At 54.1% G+C, this 14,976-nt stretch carries 11 protein-coding genes; 4 read left to right on the plus strand and 7 right to left on the minus strand.

Annotated features, from left to right (window positions below; all coding sequences use genetic code 11):
• Positions 1-345: 345 nt before the first annotated feature.
• Both INT20_RS11905 and INT20_RS11910 read left to right on the plus strand, forming a co-directional pair.
• On the plus strand, positions 346-789 hold the full coding sequence (locus INT20_RS11905; RefSeq protein WP_087106828.1) for a LexA family protein: 444 nt from the start codon (positions 346-348) through the stop codon (positions 787-789).
• The gene (locus INT20_RS11910) at positions 786-2,087 is read left to right on the plus strand and encodes a Y-family DNA polymerase (protein WP_193053087.1); all 1,302 of its coding nucleotides are present in this window, start codon (positions 786-788) and stop codon (positions 2,085-2,087) included. The genes INT20_RS11905 and INT20_RS11910 overlap by 4 nt, the downstream gene beginning before the upstream one ends.
• A gap of 158 nt (positions 2,088-2,245) precedes the next feature.
• Here the strand turns inward: INT20_RS11910 and INT20_RS11915 are convergent, their stop codons facing one another.
• The 7 genes from INT20_RS11915 to INT20_RS11945 all read right to left on the minus strand — a co-directional run bounded on the left by INT20_RS11915 (position 2,246) and on the right by INT20_RS11945 (position 12,061).
• Complete coding sequence (locus INT20_RS11915) at positions 2,246-3,709, minus strand: sodium-dependent transporter (protein ID WP_193053088.1); 1,464 nt, start codon at positions 3,707-3,709, stop codon at positions 2,246-2,248.
• Between the two features lie 148 nt (positions 3,710-3,857).
• Positions 3,858-5,084 carry a YbfB/YjiJ family MFS transporter gene (locus INT20_RS11920; RefSeq protein WP_193053089.1) on the minus strand — a complete coding sequence of 409 codons (1,227 nt, stop codon included), beginning with the start codon at positions 5,082-5,084 and terminating at the stop codon, positions 3,858-3,860.
• A 124-nt stretch (positions 5,085-5,208) separates the two neighbouring features.
• Positions 5,209-5,562 (minus strand): AtuA-related protein, encoded by a 354-nt coding sequence (locus INT20_RS11925; RefSeq protein WP_193053090.1) that lies wholly within the window; start codon positions 5,560-5,562, stop codon positions 5,209-5,211.
• Entirely contained in the window at positions 5,549-6,955 is a 1,407-nt protein-coding gene (locus tag INT20_RS11930; protein WP_193053091.1) for an acyclic terpene utilization AtuA family protein, read from the minus strand. Before INT20_RS11930 ends, INT20_RS11925 begins: the two co-directional genes overlap by 14 nt.
• Entirely contained in the window at positions 6,952-8,862 is a 1,911-nt protein-coding gene (locus tag INT20_RS11935) for a TRAP transporter permease (protein WP_226912155.1), read from the minus strand. Before INT20_RS11935 ends, INT20_RS11930 begins: the two co-directional genes overlap by 4 nt.
• 21 nt (positions 8,863-8,883) lie before the next feature.
• A complete protein-coding gene (locus tag INT20_RS11940; RefSeq protein ID WP_193053093.1) occupies positions 8,884-9,849 on the minus strand; it encodes a TAXI family TRAP transporter solute-binding subunit in 966 nt (321 codons plus the stop codon).
• 199 nt (positions 9,850-10,048) lie between these two features.
• Positions 10,049-12,061, minus strand: coding sequence for a 3-hydroxybutyrate oligomer hydrolase family protein (locus INT20_RS11945; protein WP_193053094.1), 2,013 nt, complete (start codon positions 12,059-12,061; stop codon positions 10,049-10,051).
• A gap of 98 nt (positions 12,062-12,159) precedes the next feature.
• Between INT20_RS11945 and INT20_RS11950 the strand changes: the two genes are divergently transcribed.
• Positions 12,160-13,044: a LysR family transcriptional regulator gene (locus INT20_RS11950; protein WP_193053095.1), complete on the plus strand. Its 885-nt coding sequence runs from the start codon at positions 12,160-12,162 to the stop codon at positions 13,042-13,044.
• A gap of 89 nt (positions 13,045-13,133) precedes the next feature.
• Complete coding sequence (locus tag INT20_RS11955) at positions 13,134-14,387, plus strand: M20/M25/M40 family metallo-hydrolase (RefSeq protein ID WP_193053096.1); 1,254 nt, start codon at positions 13,134-13,136, stop codon at positions 14,385-14,387.
• Positions 14,388-14,976 lie beyond the last annotated feature (589 nt).

The raw sequence follows: 14,976 nt of genomic DNA on the forward strand, positions 1-14,976 counted from the left end.
CTGATGAAGCGGCCATCTCGTTGGCAAATAACGCGACGCCTTTAATGTTCCTGAATTCAGCGTTCAGGCAATGTCTGGATGACGGTATCAGTAACAAACGTTACCATGCCAGGCGCAATTCTTCCGTCGCTTTTACCCAACTCTTGCTAATGGTGCTGCCATGAAACCACGCCGCGATACACGCGCCCGTAACCTTGTTTTTTTTATTGCTGTTGTTAGTGCCATCGTCGTGGGGTTGTGGCTAGCGCGCTAGGCTTGCCTAATCGCCGCTCAACGCTTGCAATTTAAACCTCACGAATAAATACTGTATATACATACACATTACATTCAGTGAGGATGCCGACGATGTCGTTGCCTCCATCGACGCTCGTGCCCACCTTGCCGTTAACGTCTCAGCCGTTGCCTTTTTCATCGTTACAAGGCCGTGCGGGCTTTAGCGGCTTTCCATCACCAGCGCAGGATTACGAACCGCGTACGCTCGATCTCAACACGCGGTTAATAAAAAACCCTACCCAGACGTTCTACCTTTCCGCCGCTGGTGACAGTATGGAAGGCTGGGGGATTTTTGATGGCGACCTGCTGGTCGTTGACCGCAGCATTAAGCCTCGGCTAGGGCACATTCTGGTTGCCATGTTTGAAGAGGAAGTGCTGATTAAGCGCTACGCCCTCTACCAAAATACGCCGCATCTCTGCTCCGCGCATCCTCACTACCCGCCGCTTCCTTTGGAAGGCACCGAGTGCCAGCTATGGGGAGTAGTGCGTGCCGTCATTCATGAGTATGTCCGATGATTGGCCTGGTCGATGCCAACAACTTTTACGTCAGTTGTGAGCGTGTGTTTGATCCTGCGCTGGAAGGCAAACCGGTTGGCGTTATGTCGAACAACGACGGCTGTATCATCGCCCGCTCTGCCGAGATGAAAGCCATGGACATCCCCATGGGCATGCCATCGTTTAAGCTCGAAAGCCTGCGTAAGCGTGGTGACATTTACCTCAAGTCATCCAACTATGAGCTGTATGGCGATATGTCGGCCAGGCTGTGCCAGCTACTGCGTGATACCTGCCCAGCCGTGTCGCCGTACTCCATTGATGAAATGTTTATTTACCTAGAGGCGTTCAGCAACCAGCAGTGCCAAACCCTGGGCGAATGGCTGCGTCGGCGGATTCGGCGTCATTTAGGCCTGCCGGTATGCGTCGGGCTGGCCCCTACGCATACGCTGGCGAAGCTTGCCAACCACTTGGCCAAGCAGGCGACTCACTATCAAGGCGTGTGCCTGCTGACGGGAAAAGATGCGGCAACGACCGCCCTGCTTAAACAGACACCGGTGGGCAGCGTATGGGGCGTTGGGCGCCGGATTGCTGAGCGGTTAGCGATCAGTAATATTAATACCGCTTGGGACTTACGTGAGGCTGACCTTCGGCTACTGCGCAAACATTTTTCGGTAGTGCTGGCCCGCACGGCGCTGGAGCTGCGCGGTACGCCCTGCCTGCAGATGAATGCGCTGGATCAACCGCGCCACCGCATTATGACGTCGCGCTCATTCGGCCAATCAACCGGCAGTAAAACAGAAGTACATAACGCGTTACGCCAACATGCCCAGCGCAGCGCCGAAAAACTCCGTCAGCAGCGCAGCCTAACGCGAGCCGTGATGATTTTTTTAAACACCAACCGCCACCGCCGAGACCAACCCCAGTATTCTCCTCACGCCATGGTGCCCCTGCCCTCACCCAGCGATGATACGCGCACAATTCTTGAGGCCGTTCACCAAGGGATTGAACAGGTTTACCGGCCAGGCTACCGGTTTATGAAGGCAGGTGTGATGCTGCTGGATCTGGTTGATGCCGAGCAGCACCAGCTCTCGTTGCTACATCAACCACCGCGGAACCGATACCCTTACTTAATGGCCACCCTGGATAATATCAATCAGCGCATGGGGCAAGGCACCATCAGCTTTGGTATGACGGATGCCGATGCCGCCTGGCAGCTACGCTGCGGGCACCGCTCAGGCCGCTACACCACACGCTGGGATGAGTTGATGAAGGCAGGCACCCATCCTGGTGCTATCAAGCAATCTGCTTTACGCAAGTAACCGCTGCTATCTCAATTACGATCTCAACTACTGTCTCAGCTCCTGTCTCAGCTCCTGTCTCAACTACGATCTCAGGAAGAGACTCAAATCACCTGCCAAACGCCGCTGGATGAGCCGTCACTCATTGCTCAGCAGCAGCGTTGGCTGGAGAGAATCCGTTAGCGTGTCGTTAACGCCTGACGCAGGCGAGGGCTCAACCACTCGCCCAGCGCCATCATGATCAGCAGGATAGCCAACAACCACGGCCAATGAACTGAAAAGGTAACGGTAAACAGCCCTAATGCATCAGCGAAAATAACCAAAATACCCAGCGGGCTGACATAACGCACCATGGCAAGCCATAGCGTATAGGGCAGAGGCGAGAGCCCTAGCTCGTCGCGGAACGTTTCACTCTTCAGGACAAAGCCTGCCAGTATGACGGTGCCTAACCCACCCAACGGCATCATCCAGCGTGAAGTGATGTAGTCCAGCCAGTCAAAGAAGGTCTTGCCTGCCAACGTCCAATCAGCGCCCAGGTTAAAGGAGAGCATGGCAGCGGTACTAATCAGCCAAAGCACAACCCCCGTGCTCCACGCAGCACTGCGGCGTGAGAACCCTTTGTTGTCGCAGAGCCAGGAAACGGTCGCCTCAACCATCGAAATGGACGATGTCAGCGCGGCCATGGAGAGCATGGCGAAAAACAGAATCCCAAACAGCGTACCCAGCGGCATGGCCTGGAACGCCAGCGGCAAGCTCATAAAGATAAGCCCGGGGCCTTCACCTGGGTCCATGCCATTGGCAAAAATTACCGGGAAGATCGCCAGCCCCGCCATCAAGGCAACGGCCGTATCGGCAATGGCGACGCTAATGGTGGTACGCCCAATGGAGGCGCCTTTGGGCAGATAGCTTCCGTAAGTAAGAATGGCACCCGAGGCAAGCGATAAGGTAAAGAACGCATGGCCAAGCGCGGCTAACATCCCTTCACTGGAGAGGCTCCCCGCCTTGAAGGAGAACAAAAAGCGTACCGCATCACCAAAGCCACCGGAAAACACGCCGTACACAATCAGCAGTATCAGCATGATGACCAGGCCTGGCATCATCCAACTGACGTTTTTCTCGATCCCCTCCTGAACGCCTTTGCCCACAATAATCATGGTCACCAGCGTAACAAGCGTGCTCCAGAAGCCCAGGCTGAGCGGGTTGGCGTTGTTTTCCCCAAAAACGGCGGCCATGTCGTCAACGCTGGTGCCCACCAGACCACCGGTTAACATCTTCCACAGATAAGAAAACGACCAGCCTGCCACGACCACGTAGAACGACAGAATCAAAAAGCCGCACAGCATGGCCATCCAGCCAAGCAGCGACCACGCCGATGAGCGACCGGACTCGTTAACCACTCGACGAATCGCATCAATGGGGCTGCCGCGCCCTCGCCGCCCGAAAGCGATTTCGCTCATCATTACCGGCACGCCCACCGCAAAAATGCACGCCAGATAGACAAGCACAAACGCGCCACCGCCATACTCGCCGGTGATATACGGGAATTTCCAGATGTTGCCCAGCCCTACCGCCGAACCGGTAGCGGCGAGCACGAACCCCCAGCGGCCCAGCCACTGGATGCGAGGTTGCTCGGAAGACGCCATGACTATCCTTCTGGTGTAAAAAAAGCGTTTATCCTAGAGGATTTCGGCTCAAAAGCACAAAACTCGTTAACTCTTTTCTGAAAACGGCCGCCCGACGCCCCTGGCTTCTTCCTGACCTGCCCCATTCGCTCATCACTTAGCGCTTCAATTAGCGCATTACAGACAGCGCTTGCGCCTCGGCATCCAGCCGCTGAGCAGTTTGGTCCACGCATCGCAGCCACACCAATAGCACCGCCCCCAACATGACAAAGCCACCGGCCAGCCAAAGGCCCACGGTATAGTGGCCCGAGGCCTCAGCCAGCATGCCGGTTAAGGCGGGTGCAAAGATCTGCGCGGCGCCATACGCCAGCGTCATTTGGCCCATTAAACGCGCAGGGCTTGCCGGGTAAAGCCTGCCAGCCATGGTCAGCACCAAACTCACGCAGCCTAGAAAAGTGCCGCCGTATAGCACCGCGCTGAGCAACACCACCACCAGGTTTGAGGAGATAGCAGGCAATACAATTCCCACGGCCTGGATCGACATGGCCACCACCAGCGCCCCCAAATAGCCAAGCCTCCGCGCCACCAAATCCCACAGCATAACGGCAGGTGCGGCCGCTAAACCGACCACAGCAAAGGTCCAGTTACCCGCGCCCGCAAGCAGCGGCTCGCGCTCCACGATGGTGACAATAAACGTGGCGTTAATCACATAGCCATACCCGGCACAAAAATAGGCGGGCAACATTAAGCGCATAAAGGTACGCGAAGGCGGCTTGGCGGCAGGCAATGCTTTGTGATGCGCACCTGCAACCGGCCTTACCGGGCGTGGCAGACATCGCCAGGCAGGCACCAACAGCACCGCGCCCAATACGCCAAAAATCCACCACTGGCTTTGCCAGTCAAGCGAGAACGCCAGCATTAACTCTACCGCCACAGCAGCCAGTACAATGCCTAACCCCAGCCCCGCAAAATGAATCCCCAGCTCTCCCCGCTGGTGATGGTTCATCAACCAGTGAAGGATCAGCCCAGACGCCAAAAGCATGGCCGCACTGCTGGAAAGCCCCGCCAAAAAACGCAGCGCCGCCCATAGCCAGAAGTTCTCCGTAAGAGCCATGCCCACGGTTGTCAGCACCGCCAGCACCAGGCCAATACGGTAAAGCGTGTCTTTGATGTAAATACTGCGAATCGAGGCGGCCAGCACCGCGCCCAGCATATAGCCCGCGTAATTAAGCGCCGCTAGCCAGCCACCATCCGCGTCGCCCATCCAGGTGTGCTGCTGCATGATCGGCAGCAATGGCGTATAGGCAAAGCGGGCGATGCCAACACACAAAAGCTGACTGCAAACGCCCGCCAGTAGCACTTTAAATCGTTGGGAACCTAGCGTGGCTGGGGTCATCAAACGACTCCATTAATGCCCATTACTCACCATTACATTGATTAGCATGCATACATTAGCAGCATAGTAAGGGATTTCAGTTAGCCCGTCATGACCACTTAGGTCGGGGTCTTGCTATCTTCTGCTATCGATTGATCTCCAGGCTAAGCAACAAGAAGGACAGCGTTTTGCCATGCCCGTCCAAATTAAGGGCGCCATTAACCCCTCCCTGGAGCACGTCATCAATCACGAAGTTCATGCCTGCCAAGTTGGGTAGTGGGTAGCGTCGCACACGGCTGGCCCCGCGGTGGGAAAAAAGTGACAGCACGCGCGCCTCTGTCACCTGTTCCAACAAAGTTGCGTAGTCATCAATGTCATAGGCAAACAGCGCCACATTAAGACGTTCACCCTTGTCACCAGCACGGGCGTGGGCTAATTGATGGAGCATCACAGAAGTAGGCGCATGCTCCATGGATAAAGGGCTTTCAGCTTGCAACATAACGTTCACTCCTAATTTGGCCGAGCGCCGACGACTCAAATAGACTGGCATGAGCGTGGATATCGCTACGCTTTACTAAATAGGACGCAGTAAAAACCCGCCGCTGAAACTGACGACGTACACCGCCACCACCAGCGGGCCCGGCGCAGTAAAGCGCTAACAACTCTTGCGTGGCCCGCGTTACCCAGCGGCGCTCGCTATGCTCGGCCGCGAGCCGCAACCGGTAATCACCACCGGAGATACCTGCTGCATTACGCTGCAAGTTACCGCTGTCACTATCAAACACGCTGGCCAGACCAATAATATCCAGACGCGTACGTAGCTCCGCAGGAGCGCGAAATACCAACCGTTCACGCAGCACCTGTGCTGCCAACTGGGCCCGCGCCAGCGCATTTGGGCCTGCATAGGAAATTTCCGCCTCGCCTTGCCAACCGCCATCGTAGCAAACGGTAGTTTTCAAACGCTCAGGTGCAGGCTTACCTCGAATTCCGGTTACCGCGACACGATTTTCTCCCAGTTGGTGCACCTCAGCACAAGAGAGATCCACCGTGACATCCGGGGTCAGGTAGTTAGCCGGATCGTGAACCTCGTAGAGCAGCTGCTCTTTCACCGTTTGTTCCGTGACGCAGCCACCGGTGCCCGTGGGCTTAGTAATTATCAGGCGGCCATCCTGCTCTACTTCGATGATCGGGTAGCCCACCGTGGCGAGCCCTTCCACGTCTTTAAATCCGGGGTCAGCAAAATAGCCCCCACTCACCTGAGCACCGCACTCGGCTAAATGCCCGGCCATCATGCCGCAAGCCAAGCGGTCCCAATCATCCCAGCGCCAGTTGAAGTGATTCATGAGCGGCGCTAAAAACAGCGCAGGGTCCGCGACACGCCCGGTAACGACGACATCCGCCTGCATCGCCAATGCCTCCGCCAGCGCCTTAGCGCCCAAATAGACATTGGCGGAAATCAAGGCGTTATCGTCCGGCATATCAAGGCGTTCAGCTTCCCATCGTTGCAAGTCCAGGCGATGCAACTGGTCACGAATATCGTCGCCATGTACCTGGGCAATTCGTACATTACGACGCCCCAGCTGCGCGGCTAAGTCAGCAATCACTTGGCAGGCACCCTGCGGGTTCGCAGCACCAAAGTTGCCTAAAATCTGGATATTATGATCCAAGCAGTCGCGCAGCACCGGGGCCAACAGCTCATCTAACAGAGGTTCAAACCCGCTCTCTGGATCCTCACGCATGGCCCGATGGGCGGCGGCCAAGGTGCGCTCACCCAGGGTTTCAAACACCAAGGCGGACGGCTGCTGACGCTTGATCAACTCCACTACCACTGCCACAGCCGCGTCGGTACGGTCACCAGAAAATCCCGCGCCGCTACCTAGTAAAAAACTCATCGGTGTGTCTCCTTGGTTTGAAGAGTTTGATGCCTACTGGCAACAGACCCAGGCGTATCATCAAGCAGGGAACGGCGGCGAAGAAATAGCCCGACAATGAGTGCTAACGCCGCAAGCGTTGAGAGCCAGCCCGGCGTCAGCGCAAGGCCAATGACCACCACAAGCGCTACAACATCAATAAAGCGCTTGCCTGTCATTGCCACGCGCGACATAAGCGCCGCAAAAGCCACCACAAATACCATCCCCTGACAGCTCGCCAGAACGATATCCAAGGCCGAGCCAAACCCTGCCAAGGCGGGATAAATCAGCAGCAAGAAAGGAATCACATAAATAGCCGCCGCCAAGCGCACCGACTCACCGGCTGCCGGTAGCCAGTTGGTACCAGCAATACCTGAAGCTACAAACACAGCAATACAGACAGGCGGGGTAATGACCGAAAGGGTTGCGAAATAGAAAACAAACAGATGAGCAATGAGCGGCTCAACACCAATGGCCGTTAGCGCAGGTGCCAATACCGAAGCCACCAGTACGTAAGCGGCAGTTGTTGGAATGCCCATGCCCAAAATCAGGCACACGCCGCCAACAATAAAAGCGACCAGGAAAAGCGATTCGCCACCCACGTTGACAATCAAGCTTGCCAGCGTCACACCAATGCCCGTCATCCCAATCATCGCGACCAGTATCTGCGCACCTGCCAGTAGTACGCCGATAATCACCATGCCCTTGCCCGCATCAACTAATCCGCTGATGAGTTTGCTAATAATTTCACGCAGCGGCCGCTTGGCAAGCAGTGCAAATGGTACAAAGGTAAGTACTGTCATCAAGATGCCGTAGAACGCTGCCATCTGGATCGAGCGACCACTCAGCACACCGTAAAACAGTCCACCTAAAGCGGCCAAGATAGGAATAATACGCTCAGGTCGCAGCACATCTGACCAGCTCGGTAGCTCTTCACCAGGCACTACCTGCAACTGGCGGCGCTTGGCCACTAAATGGATAGTAATAAACACGCCCAGATAAAACAGAATGGCCGGCAGCAAAGCGGCTAGCGCAATCCGCAGGTAACTTTCACCTAAAATCTCGGCCATGATAAACGCTGCTGCGCCCAAAATAGGCGGCGCAATTTGCCCGCCGGTTGAGGCGACTGCTTCGACACCGGCCGCAAACGGTCGGGGGTAGTTCAAACGCTTCATCATGGGAATCGTGAAATTTCCCGTGGTGGCCACATTAGCCACCGCACTACCGCTAACCATGCCGAATAGCCCGGAAGCAACGGTAGCGACTTTGGCAGCACCGCCCGGCGAGCGACCGCTAATACGCAGGGCTAAATCCATAAAGGTCGTACCGCCCCCGGTATGCAGCAGCAAGCAGCCAAACAGAACGAAAGCCGCAATCGTTGTGGCGGCCACCCCTACCAACATGCCCCAAACGCCTAAATCGCCGAGGAAGATGGTTTCCGTCATGTAGTAAGGATCAAACCCACGGTGACCAAGTGGCCCAGGAATGGCAGACCCTAACCATGCGTAAGCTAATCCCGCTATCACCAATAATGGAAAGATAACCCCGATCGCCCGGCGCGAAAGTTCGAGAATAGCCACCAGCAGTACGCTGGTCAGCAGCATATCGCGGGGCGTAGCCCAGGGCAGCTCGACCAGAATTTGCTCATAGTTCATTGCTACGTAACTGCAGGCTGCCACTACACCGACCGCCAGAAAGATATCTACCGCAAGCCCTAGGGGGCGCCAGCGTTTCCCTTCTCCTAACGGATAAACGGCAAGTCCAAGCAGAATAACCAGCGCGAGAAAGATACTCCGCTGAATCAAACTTTCAAACGGCCCAGTGGCGGAGGTGTAAAGGATTAGCCCACCCAGTATAAGTGCTAAACCTTTGGTAACTGTCTCGCGCATGATCATGCTCTCCGATTAGCCTTATTCAACAGGCTGCAAGGCATCGGGGAGGTCATACCCCTGTTCTTCAAAATAGCGGGCAGCCCCTGCATGCAACGGCACGGTGCCCACCTCCAGGGTCATCTTGGCGATATCAGCGTCGCGCATAGCTGAAAATGCGTTGACCTGCGGATCAGGATTTTCCATTACCGCCTTAACAATTTGATAGGCCGTCTCTTCATCCATATCCGGGTGGGCATGGACGGCGACACCAAATGCCCAAGTGGTATAAGCAGAAATACCGTCTGCCGCTCCTTCAGGAATATCGACAATCGCAATGTCGAGCATTTCACTGCGCAACATGTCGGCTTGTTCTTCATCAAGCGACAACACGTTGATGGGTGTGAACGTAGCGATATCCATGGTCGAGCCATCAAGCCGTTCGCCAACACCTGACTTGACGGAACCCATGACCCGGCCGTCTTTCATGGCATCTACCATATCGGTAGTGGAGCCACGCACGTACTCTGGTTCAATACCTAACGTGCGCATAACGGCTTCGGTGGTTTTCTCTGTTGCTGAGCCGGTGATACCGGGATTGAAACGCACACCGTTTAGGTCAGAAAGCGTGGCTACATTGGCATCTTGACGCATAACGGCGTTTTGCGGCGCCACGGTGTATACCCATAGCAAACGGCTATCGACAGGGCGACCTTCAAAATCTTCTTCACCGGCATAGGCGTGATACCCGATGTTGGTAGTCACTAAGCCCATATCAATCTGATTGCGGCCCAAGCGGCGCAGGTTATCCACCGCTGCACCTGTCTCCGCGACGGAGGAGCTCACCCCTTCGACCTGGTTATTAATGATCTGGTTAATCGCGACAAAGTAACTGTAGTGGCTGGAAGAGCTAGAAGTAGAGCCAATCAACAAGCGTTCATCGGCGTGTGAAGTAGCAGCAGTCAACACAGCGGCGCTGGCCACTATGGCGGTAAGTAGCGTTTTCATTGCGTCTCCAAGGCCCGCTTACGAGCCGTTGTTATTTTAGTGTGGATTGTCTTTCTGCCGTGCAGTGGTTAGCTGCGGCTAATTCAAGAATGGCGCTGGCTTTCAGTTTTGTATATTGAATATTTTTTGCCTTTTGTTTTGTTTTATAAAACCTTTTAAGCAGGCTTGTTAATACGCGCTAGTACCATGGCGGCGTGATTTAATCGGGTATGGTTACGTGCCCCTCGCGAGTATGAATAATATCGCCTGCTTGAGGCTGCATAAGAATTCCGGGCTGCTGCAGGTTTCCTGATCCGCTATTTTCGCCCGGCACAGGCCGAATCACCTGACTAGGTGGAAGCGGTGTACCATGGCGAAGATGGTCATACATTATTTCTAACGCCTCTATATGGTACGGCTGAATCGGCACAAAATTCTCGGCATAACCAGGTAGCTTTGCGCCAAAATGCTCAACGTTGGTTAGCTCGTAAAGGTGCACGTTAGGCTGAGGATCCGTTAGGGAATTGAGTGCCAGATAGGGGCGCGAAGTAAAGCCAACGGGCACACGCGCATCAGACCTACCATGCACGATAATTGTACTAATTCCTCCTAAATTAGCGCTGCCTTGAACATCTGCGATGCCCGCCTGTACACGTAAAGCATCCTCAGAGTCGCCTACTATCAATTCACGTAGACAAAGGGCACCATCCAAATTGTAATCCTGACGTCCGCTGCTTGGAGAGCTCGATAGCGAATCCTTCATAGGGCCGCCGGGGTTTGCATCGTTTATGATATCAACCGATCCAGCGGGAGCACCGCCCGGCGCCGTGGAAAAAATAACCGCTAGCTCCTCCCGCGGTACTGCTCGGGGCGTGCCATGTTCATCAACAGAGGCAAAGCTATACCTACATAAGCGTTCTTCCACCCCAAAGCGCCCATGGGAGCTTGCATATTTAACGGCGGTGGCGGTAGGCGCTATTGCATAGTGCGATGCGTGTAGAAGGCCGGACTCGGGCTCCCAGCCGTACATCTGCAAGTTTTCCAACGCCTCATACCCTTGTGCCGACAGTGTTTCGGCATGCAGTAGCCCGCGTTCTTTCAAACTTTGGCAGCGCTGTTCCGCTTGCGTAATAGTCTGCCTCATGGGGGCGTCAGGCGTTGCGACTGCCGCACAAGGCTGATAGAGAATCGCGTAAGTAAAGTAGTCCATTAGAGAACGCCCTGTTCCCGTCATCGTTCGCTCCCCCCTGACGACTGAAACACGCTCATCGGGTTGAAGCTGCACTTGCGGTTGGGCTGCCACAATGCCGTCGATCAACCCTTCCCGGTCGCTCTCGCCGGCATATAAAGCAGCACCGCCGCCATTTGAATTACCAGCAACCATTACCATGGTATTAGCAGCGTCCAGCTCATTTGCTTCGTCAGGTCTTATCTGATTTAACTGAAAAAGGGCAAACTGTATGGAACGCAGCACATCCTGCCCCCAAGAAGCATCAGGGTTCTGGCGCGAATGCGCATGCTTGAATGCAATTCTATGGGGGTAATCACTCAAGAAACGGTGACGTTGATCAGATGTCATGTCAGCGGTAAAAAGCGAATCCTGCCCTGCCTCGTTCGCAGGCAAATGAATGCCGTCAAAGCGTGTCACGGTATCAGTTTCAAGATCATGAAAGCCGTTTCCCAGCCCTTTATCGGTATAGGTCACCGCACATTGCTTTTGCAGCCCCCAATAGCCAATGGTCGCGACATCGCGAAACAGGCTCGCGGAGCCTGCCACTGGTACCGCCAGAATACAGGGTGTTTGCCAATCGAAATGTTCAGGCACTTGAAGTAGCAGAGAAACGTTTTCGCCTCCGCTGCCATCGTCGGCATAGGCAATAATTTCAGAGCCACCTATCAACTCTTGATTTAACAGACTGCCCGTAGAGGCATCGACGTTGGGTCCATAGGTGATGCCAAAACCCGCGGTACCTTTGGTGAAAAGCGAGCTACGCCTCAATTCTTCAGCAGTGGGCGCCAACGGATCTAGAAACTTAGGTGCATTTTCATTGATCAACGCGCTGATACCCAGCCCCGCCGTTACCAAATCATCACTTTCGCCATCGTAGTTTTTTTCACTCACGATTCTTAACCAGGGAAGCTCACTTGCGTTATTAGCCTCGACTACGCCAAGGGTCAACAGACAGAAACTTAGCAATCCAGCGGCACTCAATAACGTGTTTTTACTATTCATATCTTTCACTTCCATTTATTTTTATTGAAAAAAAGATAATAGGGCTGGCTTTCATTTTTGTTTATTGAATAGTTTTTAATTTGTGTTTTACTTTATAAATGAATCCAAGCATCCAGCAGCTTCGCGTATTTGTTGCCGTCGCTCACTCTCGCAGCCTGGCAGAAGCCAGCGAGCGAGTTCACCTTTCCCAACCAGCTATTTCCATTGCCCTGCGCAAACTGGAAGATAACGTGGGCGGCGCACTGTTTGCCCGTACGGCGCGACAGCTTACTCTGACACCGGAAGGCGATGCCTTCTTGCCGGTCGCTATCCGGTTGCTGAATGATTGGAATGAGGCATTTGAAGATCTTAGTGATCAGTTTTCCAAACAGCGCGGCAAAGTGACGGTAGCAGCACTGCCCACGTTGGCAGCTGGCCTGTTCCCTTGTGTTCTCAAGCGCTTTCATGAGACTTACCCACGCATTAATCTGAGTCTTCATGACGTACTGGCAGACCAAATCAATCAGATGGTACGCGAAGGCCGCGCTGATCTGGGCCTATCAGTGCCTCCTGATGATGCGGATGACCTGACTTTCGAGCCTATCCTCGAAGATAGTTATGTAGCAGTTTTCCCCAAAGGCCACCCGCTGCTCGCTCAGTCATCAGTCGCATGGAGCCAACTGGCGGCCTACCCTTTTATCGGCATTAACCGTCTATCCAGCTCACGTCAGGATATTGATCGCATTATGCAAAGCGTGGGGGAACGGCTGGATATTTTATGCGATGCGCGCCAGATCGCGACGGTGGGCCGTATGGTGGCGGCGGGCTTAGGAATCAGTGTTCTCCCCTCATTAAGCTTCCGGCAAATTGCTACCGACGGCATTGAGCATCGCCCGCTAATCGAGCCAACTATCCGCCGTGAACTGGGCATTATATTAAGCCGGCGGCATCCACCATCTGCGGCAACCAGTGCACTACGCCAGCTGATTCATCGCCACGAATAAGTGTTTTCAGTATGGCTTTCTCTACACACTGAGCGTGAATCTGGCAGACTAGAGATGATTAACACCCACCTTAGTAAGTGAGCGATACGATGAGCGATACTGCAAAACCCTGGACACAACCGATGCCCGAAGCGCAGTTCAAGCTGATGCGCGACATCCTGGCCGCGCCTAGCCCGGTTGGCCTTGAAGGGGCCATGACCTACGGCGTCTTAAAGCCCTACTTCGAGACATTTGCCCCCAAAAGCTGGCACCTTCACCAGTTTAAGGGCAACGCAGGCGTGGTGCTGGATACCCACCCTAACCGCGATGATATGTTCAAGGTCATGATTATCGGCCATGCGGACAAGATCCGTATGCAGGTACGCTCTATCGGTGAAGACGGTAAAATCTGGATCAACACCGACTCCTTTTTACCTTCCGTGCTGATCGGCCATGAAGTGAAGCTGTTCAGTGAAGACCCCGAAAAACCGGGCAGCTATCGCTCGATTGAGGGCGGCACCGTTGAAGCACTCGGCGCCATTCACTTTTCCGACCCAGCAGCGCGCACCGGTGACAAAGGCATTAAGAAAGAACAGATCTACCTGGACCTGCAAATTCACGGCGAGAATAAAAAGCAGCAAGTGCTTAATTTAGGCGTGCGCCCGGGTGACTCGATTATTTTTGACCGCCCTATCCGCCCCGGCTTCAGCCCCGACACCTTCTACGGCGCCTACCTGGACAACGGCTTGGGCTGTTTTGTAACGGCTGAAGTAGCGCGGTTAATCGCCGAAGCAGGCGGCACTGACAACGTACGCATTATGTTTGCGATTGCAAGCTACGAAGAGATTGGCCGCTTTGGTAGCCGGGTAATGGCCGGTGAGCTAAAACCCGATGCGCTGATTGGCGTGGACGTTAACCACGACTACGTAGCCGCGCCGGGTATCGGCGATAAACGCATGCAACCGCTGGAAATGGGCAAAGGCTTTACCATGTCGGTAGGTTCGATTGCCAGTGAGCAGTTAAACCGCATCATCGCCAGCGCCGCCAAAGAGCAGGATATTCCGATGCAGCGCGATATGGTGGGCGTCGATACAGGCACCGACGGCATGGCAGGCGTGCTGGCCTCTATCGACAGCGCCGCGACCTCCATCGGTTTTCCGATCCGCAATATGCACACCATTTCGGAAACCGGAAACACCCAGGACGTACTGGCCGCTATCCATGCGCTCACGCATACCCTACAAGCGCTGGACAAACTGCCCAACCTTGAGCGTGATTTTTTGGATAACCATCCGCGCCTTGACCAAGCAAGCGCACTTAGCCACCAGGGACATGCAAAACCGGAGAACAACGAGGACAAATAACCGCGCTGTTCATTTTCATTAGTATGTTTTATTAGCACGTTGCAATAAGAAAGCCCCAGGCATCACTGCCTGGGGCTTTATCGGTTCCTCCGTAATCTTTCCTCGCGAACGTCCTGTTCGTGCATCCTTGGCGACCACAAGCACTCCTTGCTTGTTCTTCCTAACCACGTTTCCGTTTGTGGTACTGCCTACCTTGAACCTTAAATGTGTCAAATACATTAACCTGAGGCAGGAAAAGTTTAAAAGTCCTTAATCTCTAAAAGATGGTTGCCAATAGCCAACGTAGGCACCGGCATTATGCGCTGCTTATACTTAAAAATAGTTAATCTTCATGCACAATAAGAGCCAAATAAAAAATTAAACGCCAATAACTCTGACAATACGACATGTTACTTTTTATGCTTCCCGCCAAATAACGCCCCAACCCTTGCACCCTCTCAATTTGCTATTGATTACCACGCTGAGTGAAAGCAGCGCTGGCCGGCACTCCACATCCTTATACCAAAGTCTAAAAATCTACAACCAACGGCGTATAAACGAAAGTGGTAGCATGCCCGCTTCTTATTGTTAGCAAACTATCAATAAATTC

The organism is Halomonas citrativorans (genome assembly GCF_014898005.1).
Classification (GTDB): Bacteria; Pseudomonadota; Gammaproteobacteria; order Pseudomonadales; family Halomonadaceae; genus Vreelandella; species Vreelandella citrativorans.

Excerpts from the sequence above, each read along its gene's own strand:
- INT20_RS11905 (WP_087106828.1), top strand. The coding sequence starts at position 346 with ATGTCGTTGCCTCCATCGACGCTCGTGCCCACCTTGCCGTTAACGTCT.
- INT20_RS11910 (WP_193053087.1), top strand. The coding sequence starts at position 786 with ATGATTGGCCTGGTCGATGCCAACAACTTTTACGTCAGTTGTGAGCGT.
- INT20_RS11915 (WP_193053088.1), bottom strand. The coding sequence starts at position 3,709 with ATGGCGTCTTCCGAGCAACCTCGCATCCAGTGGCTGGGCCGCTGGGGG.
- INT20_RS11920 (WP_193053089.1), bottom strand. The coding sequence starts at position 5,084 with ATGACCCCAGCCACGCTAGGTTCCCAACGATTTAAAGTGCTACTGGCG.
- INT20_RS11925 (WP_193053090.1), bottom strand. The coding sequence starts at position 5,562 with ATGTTGCAAGCTGAAAGCCCTTTATCCATGGAGCATGCGCCTACTTCT.
- INT20_RS11930 (WP_193053091.1), bottom strand. The coding sequence starts at position 6,955 with ATGAGTTTTTTACTAGGTAGCGGCGCGGGATTTTCTGGTGACCGTACC.
- INT20_RS11935 (WP_226912155.1), bottom strand. The coding sequence starts at position 8,862 with ATGCGCGAGACAGTTACCAAAGGTTTAGCACTTATACTGGGTGGGCTA.
- INT20_RS11940 (WP_193053093.1), bottom strand. The coding sequence starts at position 9,849 with ATGAAAACGCTACTTACCGCCATAGTGGCCAGCGCCGCTGTGTTGACT.
- INT20_RS11945 (WP_193053094.1), bottom strand. The coding sequence starts at position 12,061 with ATGAATAGTAAAAACACGTTATTGAGTGCCGCTGGATTGCTAAGTTTC.
- INT20_RS11950 (WP_193053095.1), top strand. The coding sequence starts at position 12,160 with ATGAATCCAAGCATCCAGCAGCTTCGCGTATTTGTTGCCGTCGCTCAC.
- INT20_RS11955 (WP_193053096.1), top strand. The coding sequence starts at position 13,134 with ATGAGCGATACTGCAAAACCCTGGACACAACCGATGCCCGAAGCGCAG.